Here is a 16,585-nt window from a genome sequence, read left to right as displayed (position 1 = left end):
CAAGAAATAAATTTCAGAAGGAGACTTTCTGAAATTTATTTTTTTATTATGCATAAAATTATAAAACTGCCATGTTATGATTTAACCATTAGGGTTCTATAATCGCTAAAGTGAAATAAAAGCAAACGCCTGCATCTGTATTTAAAACTCCAAAATTACTTTTATGAAGATATAATATATTTTTAACTATAGACAAACCAAGGCCAGTACCACCAAGATGTTTGTTACCTGACTTATCGACTTTGTAAAACTTATCCCAAATTCTATCTAAGTCTACTTTTTCAATAAAACTTCCTTCATTTTCTATTTGAATTAATATGCTATTTTCCTGCGCTTTGAGTGCAATTGTTATTGTCTTATTGTGAGGAGTGTATCTTATAGCATTGCTAATCAAATTATTTATAACTTGCTCTATCCGGTAGGGATCACCATAAACTACTACATTACTCATATCATCTGATATGTTTAATTTAAGATGTTTGTCATTTATGCTATTTTGGAATTTTTTATATATAGAATTAATGAACTGGGTAATATTAAATCCTAACATGTTTAATTTGAAATTTCCAGATTCTAATTGTGATAAATCCAACATGTCACAAACTAAGGAATTCATGTTTTTGGATTCATCAATTATTACATCTAAATAGTAAGTTATATCATCACCTTTAGGTATTCCATCTTTAAGTCCTTCTGCAAAACCTGATATAACACTTATTGGGCTTTTAAGTTCATGGGAAACACTAGCAATAAATTCTTTTCTCATTTTCTCTAATTGCTTCTCCTTTTCAATGTCACCCTTAAGATTTTCATTAGCAGTTTTAAGTTCATTAAGTGTTATGCCTAGTTTTTCAGATAGAAAATTCAAAGTTTTGCCTAGACTACCTATTTCATCATTAGAATTTACTGGGCATTTAGCAGAAAAGTCTAATTCAGCTATTTTTGAAGCTGTGGAGTTAAGGGAAATAAGTGGTTTTGAAATCATTTTAGAATAAATCAAGGAAAGTATAGCAATTAAAATTACTGCAGCTATATAAACATAAATATAATATTTTCTTGTAATGGAAGCAGCCTCACCAACAGGTTGAAGCGTGGATAGTACAAAAACAATATCTTTTATTTCACCATTTGCGAGCACTGGCGACACTAAAACTAAATTGTCCGTATATAGAGAAGGGTGTTTAAAAGTATAAACTATTGTTTTTTTAGTACTTAAAACATCAAAATAATTTTCTAAAGAGGATATCCAATTATTAATTGCTAGCATCATTGTTTCAGAATCTCTAGATTGTTTTTCTTTTACTAGAGGCTGCTGTATTAATTTTAAGGTACCATTATTTTCTAAGATAGCTATTTTTGCATTGTTTTTATCTTCAAAATCACTCATAGCATTAAAAATATTGTTAGGTGTATAATTATTGTAGTTAGCTTTAAATTTTTCTACATTAGTTTTTAGTTCTTTTGTCTTTTGGGTAACATAAAACTTTTCGAAGAATAAGGATTGAATCAAAATTACTGCACTTATAAACATAAATAAGAATACAACTGTAATAGTAAACAATTTTAAAGTAATGCCATGCTTTTTCACTTAATCACCTCGAATCTATAACCTGTACCTCGTACAGTGCAAATAAATTTTGATTTATAATTGAGCTTTTCTCTTAATCTTTTTATGTGTGTGTCCACAGTTCGTATGTCTCCATCATAACTATAACCCCACACATTATCCAGTAGTGCATTTCTAGATAAAACTATGCCCTTGTTCTTAATTAGGAAGGCTAGTAAATCATACTCTGTGGGGGAAAGGTTGATTTCTTTATTATCTACATGTACTTGGCGGGATAAAAGATTTACTTTTAGGCCTGCCATATCAATTACATTACCTGAACTTCCTATGGTACCTTCTATTCTCTTTAAAAGAGATATAGTTCTTGCCACAAGTACCTTCGGGCTAAAAGGCTTAGTTACATATTCATCAGCACCAAGTTCAAACCCTTTAAGCTTATCTTCATCTTCACTTTTGGAAGTCAAAAATATTATAGGCACATCAGAGTTGGCTCTAATAGTTTTGCATACCGTAAAACCATCTAAGATTGGCATCATAACATCTAATATAATTAAATCAATTTTTTCATTTTGGAATTCTAAAAGAGCTTCCTTTCCATTTGTGGCTTGTATGACTTTGAAATCTTCTATTTTAAGATAATCACTTATAAGCTTTCTTAATCTATCATCATCTTCAACAACCAATATAGTTTTTTCCATAGTGCTACTTCAAAGGTATGTGAGCCTTTGAAAATCCTCCATTCTATATTATTTTTACTCGCATCGATATATTTCTTTACTAAAAATATATCATATTAATAGATATTGGTAAAATATATTTTTCCACATAGTACATTTTGAAATAGTCACAGTTTAAGTATTAATGAATATACAACAATTTACAAAAAAATATTGAATTTTTTTAGACTGAGTGTTATGTTATAAAGAGGGAAAGACAACGGGAAAATATATTGTCTTTATATTTTTATACATAATTACTTAGGGGGGATCCGAATGAAAAAGTTGATATTTACTAAAAACAGAAAAAGTTTATGGGATAAATTAGAAGAAAATTCTATAACCTTGATATTTGCAGGTGAGGCACCATATAAAACAGGAGATGAAAAATATGCATTCACTCCAAATAGAAATTTTTACTATTTAACAGGCATAAATAGAGAAAAAATTATTTTAATGTTAGTGAAAAGAAATGGTAAAGTTGACGAAACACTATTTATAGAAAAAAATGATCCTGTTATGGCTAGATGGGTAGGAGAGAAAATGCCCGAAACGCAGGCTAAGGAAATTTCTGGCATAGAAAGTGTTTTGTTTCTAGAAGAATTTGAAGAAGTTTTTGGCTCCATTATGGATAGAACAAAAATAGAAAATTTATGTTTGGACCTTGAAAGACAACAGTTTCATTTATCAATGACTTCTGCGCAAAGCTTTGCGAGAGTTGCATTAGAAAGATATCCATATTTAAGTATGAAAAACATATACCATGAAATAGCAAATCTTAGACTTATAAAATCAGAAGAAGAAATTGAACTATTAAGAAAAGCTATAGATATTACAGATAAAGGTATAAAAGCACTAATGCAAAATGCTAAAGCAGGGATGAAAGAATACCAATTAGAGGCTCATTTTGATTTTACATTAAAAAGTAATGGTATAACAGATTACGCTTTTCACACTATTGCAGCTTGTGGCGTGAATGCAACTATACTCCATTATGATAAGAATAATAGCGAACTTGAGGAAGGTAAATTAGTATTATTTGACTTAGGCGCTCAATACAAATATTACAATGCAGATATAAGCCGTACATTCCCTGTTAATGGGAAATTTACAGAGAGACAAAAGCAAGTTTATAATGTAGTTCTAAGAGCCCAGGAAGCAGTAACGAAAGTTGCAAAACCAGGCATACTGTTCTCAGTTTTAAATGAAACTGCTAAAAGAGTACTTGAGGCAGGATGTATAGAGCTTGGACTTATTAAAGAGGCTAGTGAATTATCTAAGTATTATTTTCATGGAGTAAGTCATTATTTAGGCCTAGATACTCATGATGTAGGAAGTCGTGACATGGAATTAAAACCAGGAATGGTACTTACTAATGAGCCAGGACTTTATATTGAAGAAGAGAATATGGGTATTAGAATAGAAGATGATTTATTGATTACAGAAGATGGATGCGAAAATCTTTCAAAACAGATAATTAAAACTGTAGAAGAAATAGAAGAGTTTATGGCATAGTAGATTTTTATAGATATTTGTGAATAAGTAGTAATTTTAAATTACTGCTTATTTTTTAGAGATAACAATTATTTGCCACTAGACTTTTAGAGAAACATATTAGGAGGAAGATATCATGATTAAAAAATTTATTTCTTATTACGGTCCTCATAAAAAGTTATTTATATTGGATATGGTGTGTGCTTTTTTAGTAGCCTCATTAGATCTTGTATTTCCTATGGTAACTAGAAATATTTTAAATGAAGCCCTACCCAATAACAATATAAGTAGAGTGTTTATGTTTACGGCGGTCCTTGCGATTTTATATTTATTAAAATTAGTATTTAACTATATAATAGAATACTGGGGTCATGTTATGGGTGTGAGAATGCAGTATGAAATGAGAAAAGATATATTTTCTCATCTTCAAACTTTATCTTTTAAATATTTTGATGATAATAAAACTGGACATATTATGTCTAAAATAATTAATGACTTAATGGAAATATCAGAACTTGCACATCATGGCCCTGAGGATTTATTTATTTCAGCAGTTATGCTTATAGGATCTTTTATTGCTCTATGTACTATCAATATAAAGCTCACATTAATAGTGTTTGCAACAGTGCCTCTAATGATATGGTTTGCTATGAGCAGAAGAATTAAAATGGCAGAAGCCTTTAGAGATGTTAGAAAAGAAGTTGCAAATGTAAATTCAAACCTAGAGAATAGTATATCAGGTATAAGAGTTTCTAAGTCCTTCACTAATGAAGAATATGAAATGGAAAAGTTTGATGAAGGTAATGAACAGTTTAAGCAGTCCAGGCAATATGCATATAAATATATGGCAACATTTTCTGTAGGTATAAAATTTTTTGTGGACATATTAAATGTTATTATTATTGGGTTCGGGGGATATTTCGTGTATAAGAAATGGATAAATATACCTGATTTAGTAGCATATTTATTATATATACAATTTTTTATGCAACCAATTCGAAGACTTACTTCTTTTGTAGAGCAATATCAATCAGGAATGGCCGGCTTTGAAAGGTTTATTGAGCTAATGAACATAGAACCTGCAATAGTTGACACGGATAATGCTATAGTACTTAAAAATGTATTGGGGGATATAGAGCTTAAGGATATAACATTCAGTTATAACGATAAAACATCTATTATATCTAACATGAGTTTGCATGTAGAGGCAGGTAAGACTTTAGCAATTGTTGGACCATCTGGGGGAGGTAAAACCACCCTATGTCACTTAATTCCAAGATTTTATGAATTATCTGATGGAGACATTTTAATTGATGGGAATAGTATAAAAGATGTTACACTGCAATCTTTAAGACAAAACATTGGTATTGTTCAACAGGAGGTATTTTTGTTTACAGGGACTATAAAGGAAAATATATTATATGGAAGACCTGATGCAACTGATGATGAGGTAATAGAGGCCGCAAAAAATGCAAATATACACAACTTTATTATGTTGCTATCTGATGGGTATGACACAAACATTGGGGAAAGAGGAGTTAAATTATCTGGTGGTCAAAAGCAGAGGATGTCTATAGCAAGAGTGTTTCTAAAAAATCCTCCAATATTAATTTTAGATGAGGCTACATCAGCACTAGATAATGCTACAGAGATAATAATTCAAAAATCATTAGAAAAGTTATCTAAAGGTAGGACAACACTTGTAGTAGCTCATAGGCTTTCAACTGTAAGAAATGCAGATGAAATTGTAGTAATTACAGATCAAGGCATACAGGAAAAGGGTACCCACAATGAATTAATAGAGGCTTCTGGAATATATTCGAAATTGTATAATGCTCAATTTAAGGGGTACATTCCAGATGAAGTAATATAAGTTTTAGAGGCATATGTGGTTTAGTTTAGTAAAAGTTTATCTTCTTAATTTTTAGAAGGTAAGCTTTTTATTTTATAAAAACTATTAGCTGTGAATATTATGTATGAAAATGTAAAAAAAGTAATTACGAAACTATTGCTTCAGACAAGGAGAAAAAATAGTTTTATAGAATAGTAAATATATGGGAATTAATATTCTATTAAGATATGCAAGAATGAAATAAAAGTGGGCATAATTAAAAGTATAAGTAAATTCATAGCAAGTGAGGTATTTGAATATGATGTTTAATAAATTTACAGAAAGAGCACAAAAGGTATTGGTCTATGCTCAAGAAGAGGCCGAGGGATTAAAACATGGCTATGTAGGTACAGAACATATACTTTTAGGTCTTCTAAAAGAGCAAGATGGGCTATGTAAAAAATCATTGAATGATATGAAAATTTCTTCAGAAGGAGTAAAAAAGTTAGTGTTGGAGTATGAAGGTGAAGGTGACGTAGAAATGCGAAGAAGTGAGATACCTTTGACTCCAAGGACCAAAAGGTTACTAGAACTAAGTCTTATAGAAGCCAGAAATTTAAATCATAATTATATTAGTCCAGAACATATTTTGCTCGCACTAATTAGAGAAGAAGAAGGTGTTGCATACACAATTTTAGCTAATTTAGGAGCAGACTTTAATAAACTAAGAGATGATATACTAAACAATTGGTGTGCTGAAGATACTCCAAAGGCCAATCTATCAAAAGAAAAAAAACAACATGGTACGCAAACCTTAGATCATTATGGTAAAGACTTAACTGAAATGGCGAGAGAAGGTAAACTTGACCCTGTTATAGGGAGAGATAATGAAACTCAAAGGCTACTCGAAATTTTGTGTAGAAGAATGAAGAATAATCCCTGCCTTATAGGAGAGGCTGGCGTAGGAAAAACGGCAATAGCAGAGGGGCTTGCGCAAAGAATAGCAACAGGAAGTATTCCTGAAATATTGAAAGATAAAAGAGTAATAACTTTAGACATATCCTCCATGGTTGCAGGTTCTAAATATAGAGGAGAGTTTGAAGAAAGGCTTAAAAAGGTTATGCAAGAGATACTAGAATCAGGAAATGTTATTATATTTATAGATGAGATTCATACCATTATTGGAGCAGGAGGAGCAGAAGGGGCTATTGATGCTTCAAATATATTAAAACCAGCTCTTGCTCGTGGAGAAATACAATGCATAGGTGCAACAACAATAGATGAATACAGAAGGTATATTGAAAAAGACTCAGCTCTCGAGAGAAGATTTCAACCTATAACGGTAGGAGAGCCAAGTAAAGAAGAAGCTGTTAATATATTGAAAGGGCTTCGAGATAAGTATGAAGCACATCATAGAGTTAAGATTACAGATAGCGCTATTGAGGCAGCTGTTAGCCTATCCGATAGATATATATCTGATAGATATTTACCTGATAAAGCAATAGATCTTATTGATGAGGCTGGTGCAAAAGTAAGAATTCAAAATTTAACTGCTCCACCAAATTTAAAAGATTTGGAAGATGAAATAGACAAAATTTCTAAAGAGAAATCCGATGCTATATCAGTACAGGACTATGAGAAGGCAGCTAAACTAAGAGACACGGAAAAACAATTAAAGGATAAACTAGATAATTCTAAAAATAATTGGAAAACTCAAAACCAATCGGATGAACTAATTGTTTCAGAACTTGAAATTGCCAATGTGGTATCAAAATGGACTAATATCCCTATAGAAAAATTGACTCAAAAGGAATCAGAGCGGCTATTAAAGTTAGAAGATGTACTTCACAGGAGAGTAATAGGACAATATGAAGCCGTTAAGTCTATTTCAAAAGCTGTTAGACGGGCAAGGGTAGGACTAAAGGACCCAAAGAGACCTATAGGTTCTTTTATATTTTTAGGACCCACTGGTGTAGGCAAAACAGAGTTATCAAAAGCACTAGCTGAGGCTATGTTTGGTAATGAAAATAATATGATAAGAATAGATATGTCAGAATATATGGATAAGCATACTGTTTCAAGACTTGTTGGTTCACCACCAGGATACGTAGGGTTTGAAGATGGGGGCCAGTTAACAGAAAAGGTTAGAAGAAATCCCTACTGTGTTATACTTTTCGATGAAATTGAAAAAGCTCATCCAGACGTAACTAATATTTTGCTGCAGATATTAGAAGATGGAAGACTAACAGATGGAAAAGGCAAAACAGTGGATTTTAAAAACACAATAATTATAATGACATCGAATGTAGGAGCCACAACATTAAAAAAACAGAAGTCTTTAGGTTTCGATATAAAAGAAAATAATGTAAACTCAGAATACGAAAAGATGAAAGAAAATATAATGGAAGAGTTAAAACGTTCCTTTAAACCTGAATTTCTAAATAGATTAGATGACATTATTGTATTTCATTCGCTGGAAAAGGAAGATTTATATAAAATAGTAGAATTAATGATTGAGGTAGTGAAGGAGCGCCTTAAGGAACTACAAATTAATATTAGTTTTGATGAGGAAACTAAAAAACAGCTAGCTCTTGCTGGGCTTAACAGTACTTATGGAGCTAGACCACTTAGACGAGAAATTACAAAGGTGGTGGAAGATATGCTTTCTGAAGAAATACTTAAGGGTAACATTAATAAAGGAGATAATGTAAGTGTTTTTATTAAAAATAGTAAGGTGAGTTTTAAAACTTTTTAATACTTTAATCATTTGATGTTGTTTATATATAGTAAAAAGTATATACTTAAAAAGCATAGTTTTTTTGTTTAAACCACTCTTGAGTGGTTTTTTAATTTTTATGAAATTGCGAAATTTAGTTTACAAATGATATTTATATGGTATAACTGTTTAAAATAAAGATAATAGGCACATGCAAATAATTAAGCCAATATATTACTTGCTATTATTTGATGGTGACCTATAGGTATAAAAGAATTTAAAGGGGGGGAGAATTATGGCAAAGAGTAAAACTGTATTTGTGTGCCAAGAATGTGCATACGAAGAACCTAAGTGGGTAGGAAAATGCCCAAGTTGCAACAGTTGGAATACAATGGTTGAAGAAATGAAAGATACTGGATTCAAAAGAGCAGTTACTATGAGCAATAGTACGTCACCTCGTAGTATAATGGATATTAAATCTAGTGAACATGAAAGACTTGATACGGGTATCCAAGAATTAAATAGGGTGCTTGGTGGAGGACTAGTCAAAGGTTCTTTAACATTAATATCGGGAGACCCAGGTATAGGTAAATCAACCTTGCTTTTGCAAACGGCTAAAAATATATGTGACAAATATGGAAAGGTACTTTACGTTTCAGGAGAGGAATCTGAAGAGCAAATTAAAATGAGGGGTGACAGGCTTAACGCAGTATCAAAGCAGCTGTATATAGTATCAGAAACTAATGTAGAAACTATTGAAAAATATATAAATGAGATAAAACCTGTATTTGTAATAATTGATTCTATACAAACCTTGTTTAAAACTTCTATTACCTCGGCTCCTGGTAGTGTTTCTCAAGTTAGAGAATGCTCTAATGAATTGATGCGTATAGGTAAAACTAGTGGTACACCGCTATTTATTGTGGCTCATGTTACTAAGCAAGGAGAGCTTGCAGGCCCTAGGGTACTTGAACATATGGTAGATACAGTGTTATATTTTGAAGGTGAGCGGAATCAAGAATTTAGAATACTTCGAACTATGAAAAATCGTTTTGGAACAACAAGTGAAATAGGTGTATTTGAAATGAGACAGGAAGGACTTACTCAAATATTAAATGCTTCAAGTATTTTTCTAGAAGAGACTAGTTTTAGTCAAGAAGGATCTGTAGTAATAGGTATAATTGAAGGAACAAGACCTATATTAGTTGAAATTCAAGCTTTGGTTAGTGAAACTAAAGCAATAATGCCTAGGCGAACTGCTGTAGGGGTGGATAATTCAAGATTAAGTCTTATTTTAGCGGTTCTGGAAAAAAAATTAAAAGTTCCTTTTTATAATTGTGATGTTTATGTTAATGTAGTAGGAGGACTAAATTTGGATACGACTTCTGGAGATTTAGGCCTAGCAATTGCACTACTGTCTAGCGTAAAAGGTAAAGCAATAAAGCTAGATAAAACAATTATTGTAGGTGAAATTGGTCTTACGGGTGAAGTAAGACCCGTAGCTCAATGTGAGAAAATAGTTAACGAAGCAAGTAAATTAGGGTTTAAAAATATTATTATACCAGAGAGAAATAAAAAGAAAATTATTAATAAGAATATTAATATTATAGGTGCAGAATCATTGAAAGATGTTTTAAGTAAAAGTTTTTAATGAAAATATTTATTAAGTAGGGAGAAAAATATGAGAGAAGAGAAAAGTAAGGAACTTATGAATATGTTAAAATTAATGGCACCGGGGACTTCCCTTAGAGAAGGGCTTGAAAATATTTTAAGAGCTAAAACTGGTGGACTTATTGTTTTAGGAGATAGCAAGGAAATATTAGACATTGTAGATGGTGGGTTTGGGATAAATGCAGAATATAGTCCAGCGTACATATATGAAGTAGCAAAGATGGATGGGGCTATTGTAATAAGCAGTGATTTGAAAAAAATATTATATGCAAATACTCAACTTATGCCAAGTCCTACTATACCCACTTTTGAAACTGGAACAAGGCACAGAACTGCTCAGAGAATAGCTAAGCAAACTGGGTCTGTTGTTGTTGCGATATCACAAAGAAGAAATATTATAACTGTTTACAAAGAGGATATAAAATATGTTTTAAGAGATAGTAGTGTTATCTTAGCAAAGGCAAGTCAGGCTATTCAGACCTTAGAAAAATATGTTTCAGTTCTTGAGCGAGTAGTGAGTAATCTAAATCTTTTAGAATTTCAAGATTTAGCCACCTTGTTTGATGTTATATCATCAATACAAAGGACAGAAATGGTTATGAGAATAGTTGGGGAGATCGAAAGATATATTTGTGAACTAGGAAATGAAGGTAGATTAATTTCAATGCAACTAAATGAGTTAATTAGAAGCGTTGAAGAGGATGGAATACTCTTAATAAGAGATTATTGTCAAAGTGGTATGGATTATACGCAAATGTACAGACAAATAGAAAATATGAGTTCTGAAGAACTATTAGATTTAGATTTTATTTCTAAAATAATTGGCTATGTAGGCGTTCCACTAGTGGATACACTAATTTCTCCAAGAGGATATAGGATGCTAAATAAAATACCTAGAATACCTGCCACAGTTATAGAAAATTTAGTTAAGCACTTTAGAGAATTAAAAGGTACAATGGAGGCGTCCTATGAACAACTTGATAGCGTAGAGGGTATAGGCGAAGCAAGAGCTAAAGCTATTAAAAATGGATTAAGAAGATTAAAAGAGCAATTTATGTTAGATAAACAAATATAGCACAAAATAAGTTTTAACTTATTTTGTGCTATATTCCTATCTCATATTATATTTACCTAAGGTGTTAATCTTGTCATACTCTTTTAAAATAATATCATATAAATTGAGGTCCAAAAGGTTACATAGTGAGGTAGTATAAAAAAGATTGTTTCCCAGTTCTCTCTCGAGCACTTCTCTACAGTTTTCACAAAGCTTACCTTCCATATGAGTATCAAGGGAAGCACCAAGGGTATCCAAATTCAAATCCTCCATATTATCAGGAGTATACTGCTTTTTTGCTTCAACTTTAATGCAGCCACAATTGGTAACAGATTTTACAACAGCTCTATTAACTCTTGCCTGAGACTCTTGAAGTTTTGTAATTATATCTAAAATACTTCTATGGCGTAATAGTGATTCATCTACAGAATTTTGAAAATTATCAAATATACAATCTTTCAATGTATTCAACTCCTTATAAAGATTTAAATAAATACAATATATTAATTATAGGTTTTATATTATGTTCTTGTCAATAAATTAAGTACAAATTTCATCTTCTGAATATATAATAAACCAATAGCAGTTTTATTAATAGGGGGGGATGTTATGTTAAATATTGGTGAAAGAGTATTTCTAGCAGATTATGGTGCTGGTTATGTACAGGATATTGATAGCAGAGAATTGAATTTTATAAAAGATAAATATGTAAACATTTATCTTTTATTAGATAATATGAATTTTATGATTCCTATAGATAAGATTGAAAATTATAAGATAAGAAATGTTTTAAGTGAAATAGAACTAGAAACAACATTAATCACAATATCAAGCCATTCTGATTATATAGAAAGTAATTGGAATAATAGATATAGAATTAATAAGAAAAAAATACAAAGTGGAAACACTCTAAAAATGTGTCAAGTAATTAGAGACTTATATTATTTAAAAAAAGAAAATATGCTTCCACCTGGAGAGGTAAAAATATTAGAAAGAGTTGAAGGTATGTTAGCTAGTGAAATAATGCTAGTTCTTGACCTTAATATGGATGAGGCAATGTGTAAAATAAGGAATTTAGTTTAACAAATTGTTAATTGTATGGCACATTTCATTGAAATACAGAAACTTATAGTATATATTAGATAATAACAGGATATAAATTGGAATAAGTGTTAATAATTCAGAAGGAGGTGAAATTTTTTGTTAAAAAAAATTCTAAGAGGACTTTTTACAATCATAGGGCTAATTATAGGGTACTTAGTAGGAGAAATGCTTCTAAGCACAGGCTATTTAGCTGGGATTAATAATTTTAAAAGTGGTACAATTCAGGGAATAATTTTCATCATTTTTTCTACTTTGATTTTTGGCATTATTTTATTTCTAATATCTCCTATTATAGTATCTTTTATAATGAAGTTTATGGATTATGTGGAGAAAAGCACGCAAAAGATGCCAACATCTCAAATTATTTTTGGTACAGGTGGAGCAATAATAGGTCTTGTAATTGCATCTTTATTTGCAGGATTATTTAAATATCAATCTCTTATATGGAATATTATCGCTGTTATTTTTACAGTCATAATGGCAGCTTTGGGAGCAGATATTTGCGCTAGAAAAAGAGACGAAATCTTATCTTTTTTTACAAGCATTAAAAAGAAAGATGGATTCAAAGATAAAAAGGTCAAGGGATTTACTAATGAAAACCCTAAGGTTCTAGATACATCCGTAATAATTGATGGTAGGATATTTGATATATGTCAAACAGGTTTTGTTGAAGGCCCACTAATAATACCTACTTTTGTATTAGAAGAGCTTAGGCATATTGCCGATTCTTCTGATGGACTTAAGCGAAATAGAGGAAGAAGAGGACTAGATATATTAAATAAAATTCAAAAGGAATTAAACATTGAAGTTGAAATTTGGGAGAAAGATTTTCCGAATATTGCAGAAGTGGATAGCAAACTTCTGAAATTAGCTCAGATTTTGAATGGCAAGGTAATTACCAATGACTTTAATCTTAACAAGGTAGCTGAATTTCAAGGGGTTCCAGTTTTAAATATTAATGAACTTGCAAATGCAGTAAAACCAGTGGTTCTTCCAGGGGAAGAAATGAAAATTCAAGTGATGAAAGATGGAAAAGAATCCGGGCAAGGAATAGCTTATTTGGATGATGGCACAATGATTGTTGTTGAAGGCGGAAGACGTTATATTGGGGAAAATATAGTTGTTATTGTAACATCAGTACTTCAGACTGCTGCGGGTAGGATGATTTTCGCTAAAAACAAGGATTCTTTAGTAAAAAGTTAATCATATTACGTAAGTGAGGTTTTTTATGAGTAGAAACTGTGCCATAATTATGGCGGCTGGTAAAGGAAGCAGGATGGGCGAGAGTATTAATAAGCAATATTTAAAAATTAAAGATTATCCTATTTTGTATTATACTTTAAAAGCTTTCACGCAATGCGATTGTATTGATGAAATTATAGTAGTTGTTGCTGAAGGCGAAGTTGATTATTGCAGAGAAGAAATAATTAATAAATATAATTTTTTAAAAGTAGTTGATGTAATTGTTGGTGGAATTGAGAGGCAACATTCCGTGCTAAATGGTCTGAAGGCTACACAAAATTGTGAAATTGTACTCATTCATGATGGTGCGCGGCCTTTTATAAGCGAATCTATTATTAAAAGTGCGGTGATGTATGCTAATTTATATGGAGCCACTGCCTGTGGGGTAAAGCCTAAGGATACTATTAAAATCGTGGACTCCTTAGGATTTTCCGTGCAAACTCCTGATAGAGAAAAGTTATTTTGTGTTCAAACACCCCAAGCATTTAAATATGACCTTATATTAAAATGTCATATGAAAATAAGTGAAGAGGATATCATAGTAACTGATGATACAATGGTAGTTGAAAGGTATGGTAATAAGGTATATCTTTATGAGGGCAGCTACGATAATATAAAAATCACAACGCCTGAGGATTTAGAAGTGGGAAAACAAATATTAGAAAGATTCCACAGTTGACACTATAACATTTAATAGGTATTATTATTAATAACTATAAAGAATATTTTTTACAATTAAATATTAGGCAATGATAAGGAATAGTAAAGGCCACTTTACAGAGAGAAAATACTAGGTTGAGAGATTTTCAAAGGTTTTGAACCCACTTTGGAGCTGTAGCAAAACTACCGGTAGTATATATCGTTAAAAAATAAGTACAAATTTAGGTGGTACCGCGAATTAACTCGCCCTAAAACAGGGTGAGTTTTTTATTTTTTGCTATCTTATTATTTTAAATAAGGCATCTAAGAAAAATACTAGTTTACTGATTAGTTATTTTTTTACTAGGCCTAAGCTATATAGGGAGGAACATTCATGAAATTATCAAAAATGTTAATAAGTACATTAAGAGAAGTACCAACTGAGGCAGAAGTATGGAGTCATAAATTAATGCTAAGAGCCGGAATGATAAAGAAGATGTCCTCAGGAGTTTACAATTATATGCCATTTGGAATAAAAGTGATAAAAAAGATTGAAGAAATTGTTAGAGGGGAAATGGACAGTGCAAATGCACAGGAATTTTTAGCATCAATGCTTCTGACATCAGAACTATTAATAGAATCTGGAAGAGAGAATATTTTTGGGGAAGAGTTGTTTAAATTAAAGGATAGACACCAAAGGGAATTATGTTTAGCACCTACCCATGAAGAAGCATTTGCAGATATAGCTAGAAATGAAATTAAATCTTATAAACAACTACCCTTGAATCTATACCAAATTCAAACAGCGTATAGAGATGAGAAAACACCAAGATTTGGGGTTATTAGATCAAGAGAATTCATAATGGGTGAAACTTGTAGTTTTGATGAAAACAATGAAGGACTAGATATATCTTACAATAAAATGTATAATGCTTATAATAATATTTTTACAAGATGTAGCCTTAAATGCAAGGATGTAGAGGCTGATGCAGCAGCAAGTGGAGCTTCGGCTTCATTAGAATTTGTGGTTAAATCTGAGGTGGGCGAAGAGGAGATAATTATTTGTAGCACCTGTGGCTATGCCGCTAATATGGAAAATGCACCAAGTAATTCAGAGCCAGGGGAAAAAGAGGCTTTTAAAGAACTTAAAAAAACATTAACTCCAAATGTAAAAACCATAGAGGAATTAGCCAAGTTCTTTAATACCACAAATAAAAAATTTGCAAAAACGCTTATCTTTAAAGCGGATGACAGAGTAGTTGCTGTTATGGTACGTGGAGATAGACAGTTAAATGAGAGTAAAGTAATAAATGCAATAGGTGGAGCTGTTAAATTTGAATTGGCAGATGAAGAAACTGTAATGAGAGCAACTTCTGCAGAGATTGGATTTGCAGGCCCTATTGGTATTGTATCTGATATATTATTAGTAGACGTTGAAGTAGCTAGTATGTATAATTTTATGGTTGGCGCAAATGATACAGGATATCATTATGAAAATGTTAATTATGAGAGAGACATTAAGGGCGGGGTTGGAGACTATAGAAAGGCGGCGCAGGGAGACAAATGCACTAAGTGTGGATCGGAGCTTACCCTTGATAGAGGCATAGAAGTAGCACATATAATGAAACTAGGGACTACTTATTCACAGTCTATGGGAGCAACTTTTATAGGCCAAGATGGAAAAAATATGCCACTAGTTATGGGATGGTATGGCATAGGTATTGATAGAACAATGGCAGCTATTATAGAGCAACATCACGATGAAAATGGTATAAAATGGCCAATGGCTTTAGCACCATATCAAGTAGTAGTAGTACCTGTATCTATAAAAGATGAAGAGCAGATGAGAATTGCAGTGGAAATTTATAATAGCCTGAAACAAATAGGCGTAGAGGTTCTTATGGATGATAGAAACGAGAGAGTTGGAGTTAAATTTAAGGATTTAGATTTAATTGGAATTCCAATAAGAATTACTATAGGTAAAAAGATTTCTGAAGGTAGTGTTGAGTTTAAATTGCGATGTGCGGAGGATAATGAAATAATAGAAATAGGTTCAGTGATTGATAGAATTAAACAAGAATTTGCGAATAATAACATAACCTTGTAGATATAAAAGGAGAATAAACATGGAATTTAATATGCTTAAAGGGAAATTTACAACAGATGAAGTTAAACAATTAAACCCACTTGTGCTTGCGATAGTCGGGGATGCAATTTATGAGGTGTTTATTAGAGCCTATCTTGTAGAAAAAAATAGAGATATGAATGCTCACAAAATTCATATTAAAGCAGTTTCATATGTAAAAGCACATGCACAAAGTGAGTATATGAAATTCCTTATAGAAAATTTAAGTGAAGAAGAACTTAGTATTTTTAAAAGGGGCAGAAATTCAAAAAGTGGAACTACTCCCAAAAATGCGGATCTGAATGAATATAAGTGGGCCACGGGATTTGAAGCTTTAGTAGGGTTCTTATATTTAAGTGAACAGAATGAAAGGTTAAACCATATTTTTGAGAAAATTATAAACTTTGATTTGGGGGATGAGTAATT

13 protein-coding genes are annotated in these 16,585 nt (G+C 31.5%); 10 read left to right on the top strand and 3 right to left on the bottom strand.

Going from position 1 to position 16,585, the window contains the following annotated elements; all coding sequences use genetic code 11:
• Positions 1 to 88 precede the first annotated feature (88 nt).
• Positions 89 to 1,588 (bottom strand): sensor histidine kinase, encoded by a 1,500-nt coding sequence (locus G9F72_RS24730; RefSeq protein ID WP_224676246.1) that lies wholly within the window; start codon positions 1,586 to 1,588, stop codon positions 89 to 91.
• Positions 1,585 to 2,265 (bottom strand): response regulator transcription factor, encoded by a 681-nt coding sequence (locus G9F72_RS24725; protein ID WP_164959288.1) that lies wholly within the window; start codon positions 2,263 to 2,265, stop codon positions 1,585 to 1,587. Before G9F72_RS24725 ends, G9F72_RS24730 begins: the two co-directional genes overlap by 4 nt.
• Positions 2,266 to 2,559: 294 nt before the next feature.
• On the opposite strand from G9F72_RS24725, the gene G9F72_RS24720 reads away from it, so the two are divergent.
• The 5 genes from G9F72_RS24720 (at position 2,560) to disA (ending at position 11,070) form a co-directional block, all read left to right on the top strand.
• Positions 2,560 to 3,798, top strand: coding sequence for an aminopeptidase P family protein (locus tag G9F72_RS24720; protein ID WP_164959287.1), 1,239 nt, complete (start codon positions 2,560 to 2,562; stop codon positions 3,796 to 3,798).
• Between the two features lie 115 nt (positions 3,799 to 3,913).
• On the top strand, positions 3,914 to 5,650 hold the full coding sequence (locus G9F72_RS24715) for an ABC transporter ATP-binding protein (protein WP_164959286.1): 1,737 nt from the start codon (positions 3,914 to 3,916) through the stop codon (positions 5,648 to 5,650).
• 277 nt (positions 5,651 to 5,927) lie between these two features.
• On the top strand, positions 5,928 to 8,363 hold the full coding sequence (locus tag G9F72_RS24710) for an ATP-dependent Clp protease ATP-binding subunit (protein ID WP_164959285.1): 2,436 nt from the start codon (positions 5,928 to 5,930) through the stop codon (positions 8,361 to 8,363).
• A gap of 256 nt (positions 8,364 to 8,619) precedes the next feature.
• Positions 8,620 to 9,975 (top strand): DNA repair protein RadA, encoded by a 1,356-nt coding sequence (gene radA / locus G9F72_RS24705; RefSeq protein ID WP_164959284.1) that lies wholly within the window; start codon positions 8,620 to 8,622, stop codon positions 9,973 to 9,975.
• Between the two features lie 30 nt (positions 9,976 to 10,005).
• The gene (disA, locus tag G9F72_RS24700) at positions 10,006 to 11,070 is read left to right on the top strand and encodes a DNA integrity scanning diadenylate cyclase DisA (protein WP_164959283.1); all 1,065 of its coding nucleotides are present in this window, start codon (positions 10,006 to 10,008) and stop codon (positions 11,068 to 11,070) included.
• Positions 11,071 to 11,106: 36 nt separating this feature from the next.
• Here disA and G9F72_RS24695 read toward each other — a convergent pair whose 3' ends face one another.
• The gene (locus tag G9F72_RS24695; RefSeq protein WP_164959282.1) at positions 11,107 to 11,511 is read right to left on the bottom strand and encodes a DUF1573 domain-containing protein; all 405 of its coding nucleotides are present in this window, start codon (positions 11,509 to 11,511) and stop codon (positions 11,107 to 11,109) included.
• 147 nt (positions 11,512 to 11,658) lie between these two features.
• Between G9F72_RS24695 and G9F72_RS24690 the strand changes: the two genes are divergently transcribed.
• The 5 genes from G9F72_RS24690 (at position 11,659) to G9F72_RS24670 (ending at position 16,583) form a co-directional block, all read left to right on the top strand.
• Complete coding sequence (locus G9F72_RS24690; RefSeq protein ID WP_164959281.1) at positions 11,659 to 12,132, top strand: CarD family transcriptional regulator; 474 nt, start codon at positions 11,659 to 11,661, stop codon at positions 12,130 to 12,132.
• A 117-nt stretch (positions 12,133 to 12,249) separates the two neighbouring features.
• Positions 12,250 to 13,356 carry a PIN/TRAM domain-containing protein gene (locus tag G9F72_RS24685; protein WP_164959280.1) on the top strand — a complete coding sequence of 369 codons (1,107 nt, stop codon included), beginning with the start codon at positions 12,250 to 12,252 and terminating at the stop codon, positions 13,354 to 13,356.
• Between the two features lie 25 nt (positions 13,357 to 13,381).
• On the top strand, positions 13,382 to 14,074 hold the full coding sequence (gene ispD / locus G9F72_RS24680; protein ID WP_164959279.1) for a 2-C-methyl-D-erythritol 4-phosphate cytidylyltransferase: 693 nt from the start codon (positions 13,382 to 13,384) through the stop codon (positions 14,072 to 14,074).
• A 354-nt stretch (positions 14,075 to 14,428) separates the two neighbouring features.
• Positions 14,429 to 16,141, top strand: a complete 1,713-nt coding sequence (locus G9F72_RS24675) for a proline--tRNA ligase (RefSeq protein WP_164959278.1) — start codon at positions 14,429 to 14,431, stop codon at positions 16,139 to 16,141.
• 19 nt (positions 16,142 to 16,160) lie between these two features.
• Positions 16,161 to 16,583 carry a Mini-ribonuclease 3 gene (locus G9F72_RS24670; RefSeq protein ID WP_164959277.1) on the top strand — a complete coding sequence of 141 codons (423 nt, stop codon included), beginning with the start codon at positions 16,161 to 16,163 and terminating at the stop codon, positions 16,581 to 16,583.
• Positions 16,584 to 16,585 lie beyond the last annotated feature (2 nt).

Source organism: Clostridium estertheticum (genome assembly GCF_011065935.2).
Lineage (GTDB): Bacteria > Bacillota > Clostridia > Clostridiales > Clostridiaceae > Clostridium_AD > Clostridium_AD estertheticum_A.
Note: the sequence above shows the minus strand (reverse complement) of the source record. Positions and strands in the feature narration are given on the sequence as shown.

Bases quoted from the DNA above. Each gene is read 5' to 3' on its own strand.
- G9F72_RS24715 (WP_164959286.1), top strand. From the start codon at position 3,914: ATGATTAAAAAATTTATTTCTTATTACGGTCCTCATAAAAAGTTATTT.
- radA (WP_164959284.1), top strand. From the start codon at position 8,620: ATGGCAAAGAGTAAAACTGTATTTGTGTGCCAAGAATGTGCATACGAA.
- G9F72_RS24690 (WP_164959281.1), top strand. From the start codon at position 11,659: ATGTTAAATATTGGTGAAAGAGTATTTCTAGCAGATTATGGTGCTGGT.
- G9F72_RS24725 (WP_164959288.1), bottom strand. From the start codon at position 2,265: ATGGAAAAAACTATATTGGTTGTTGAAGATGATGATAGATTAAGAAAG.
- G9F72_RS24720 (WP_164959287.1), top strand. From the start codon at position 2,560: ATGAAAAAGTTGATATTTACTAAAAACAGAAAAAGTTTATGGGATAAA.
- disA (WP_164959283.1), top strand. From the start codon at position 10,006: ATGAGAGAAGAGAAAAGTAAGGAACTTATGAATATGTTAAAATTAATG.
- G9F72_RS24670 (WP_164959277.1), top strand. From the start codon at position 16,161: ATGGAATTTAATATGCTTAAAGGGAAATTTACAACAGATGAAGTTAAA.
- ispD (WP_164959279.1), top strand. From the start codon at position 13,382: ATGAGTAGAAACTGTGCCATAATTATGGCGGCTGGTAAAGGAAGCAGG.
- G9F72_RS24675 (WP_164959278.1), top strand. From the start codon at position 14,429: ATGAAATTATCAAAAATGTTAATAAGTACATTAAGAGAAGTACCAACT.
- G9F72_RS24710 (WP_164959285.1), top strand. From the start codon at position 5,928: ATGATGTTTAATAAATTTACAGAAAGAGCACAAAAGGTATTGGTCTAT.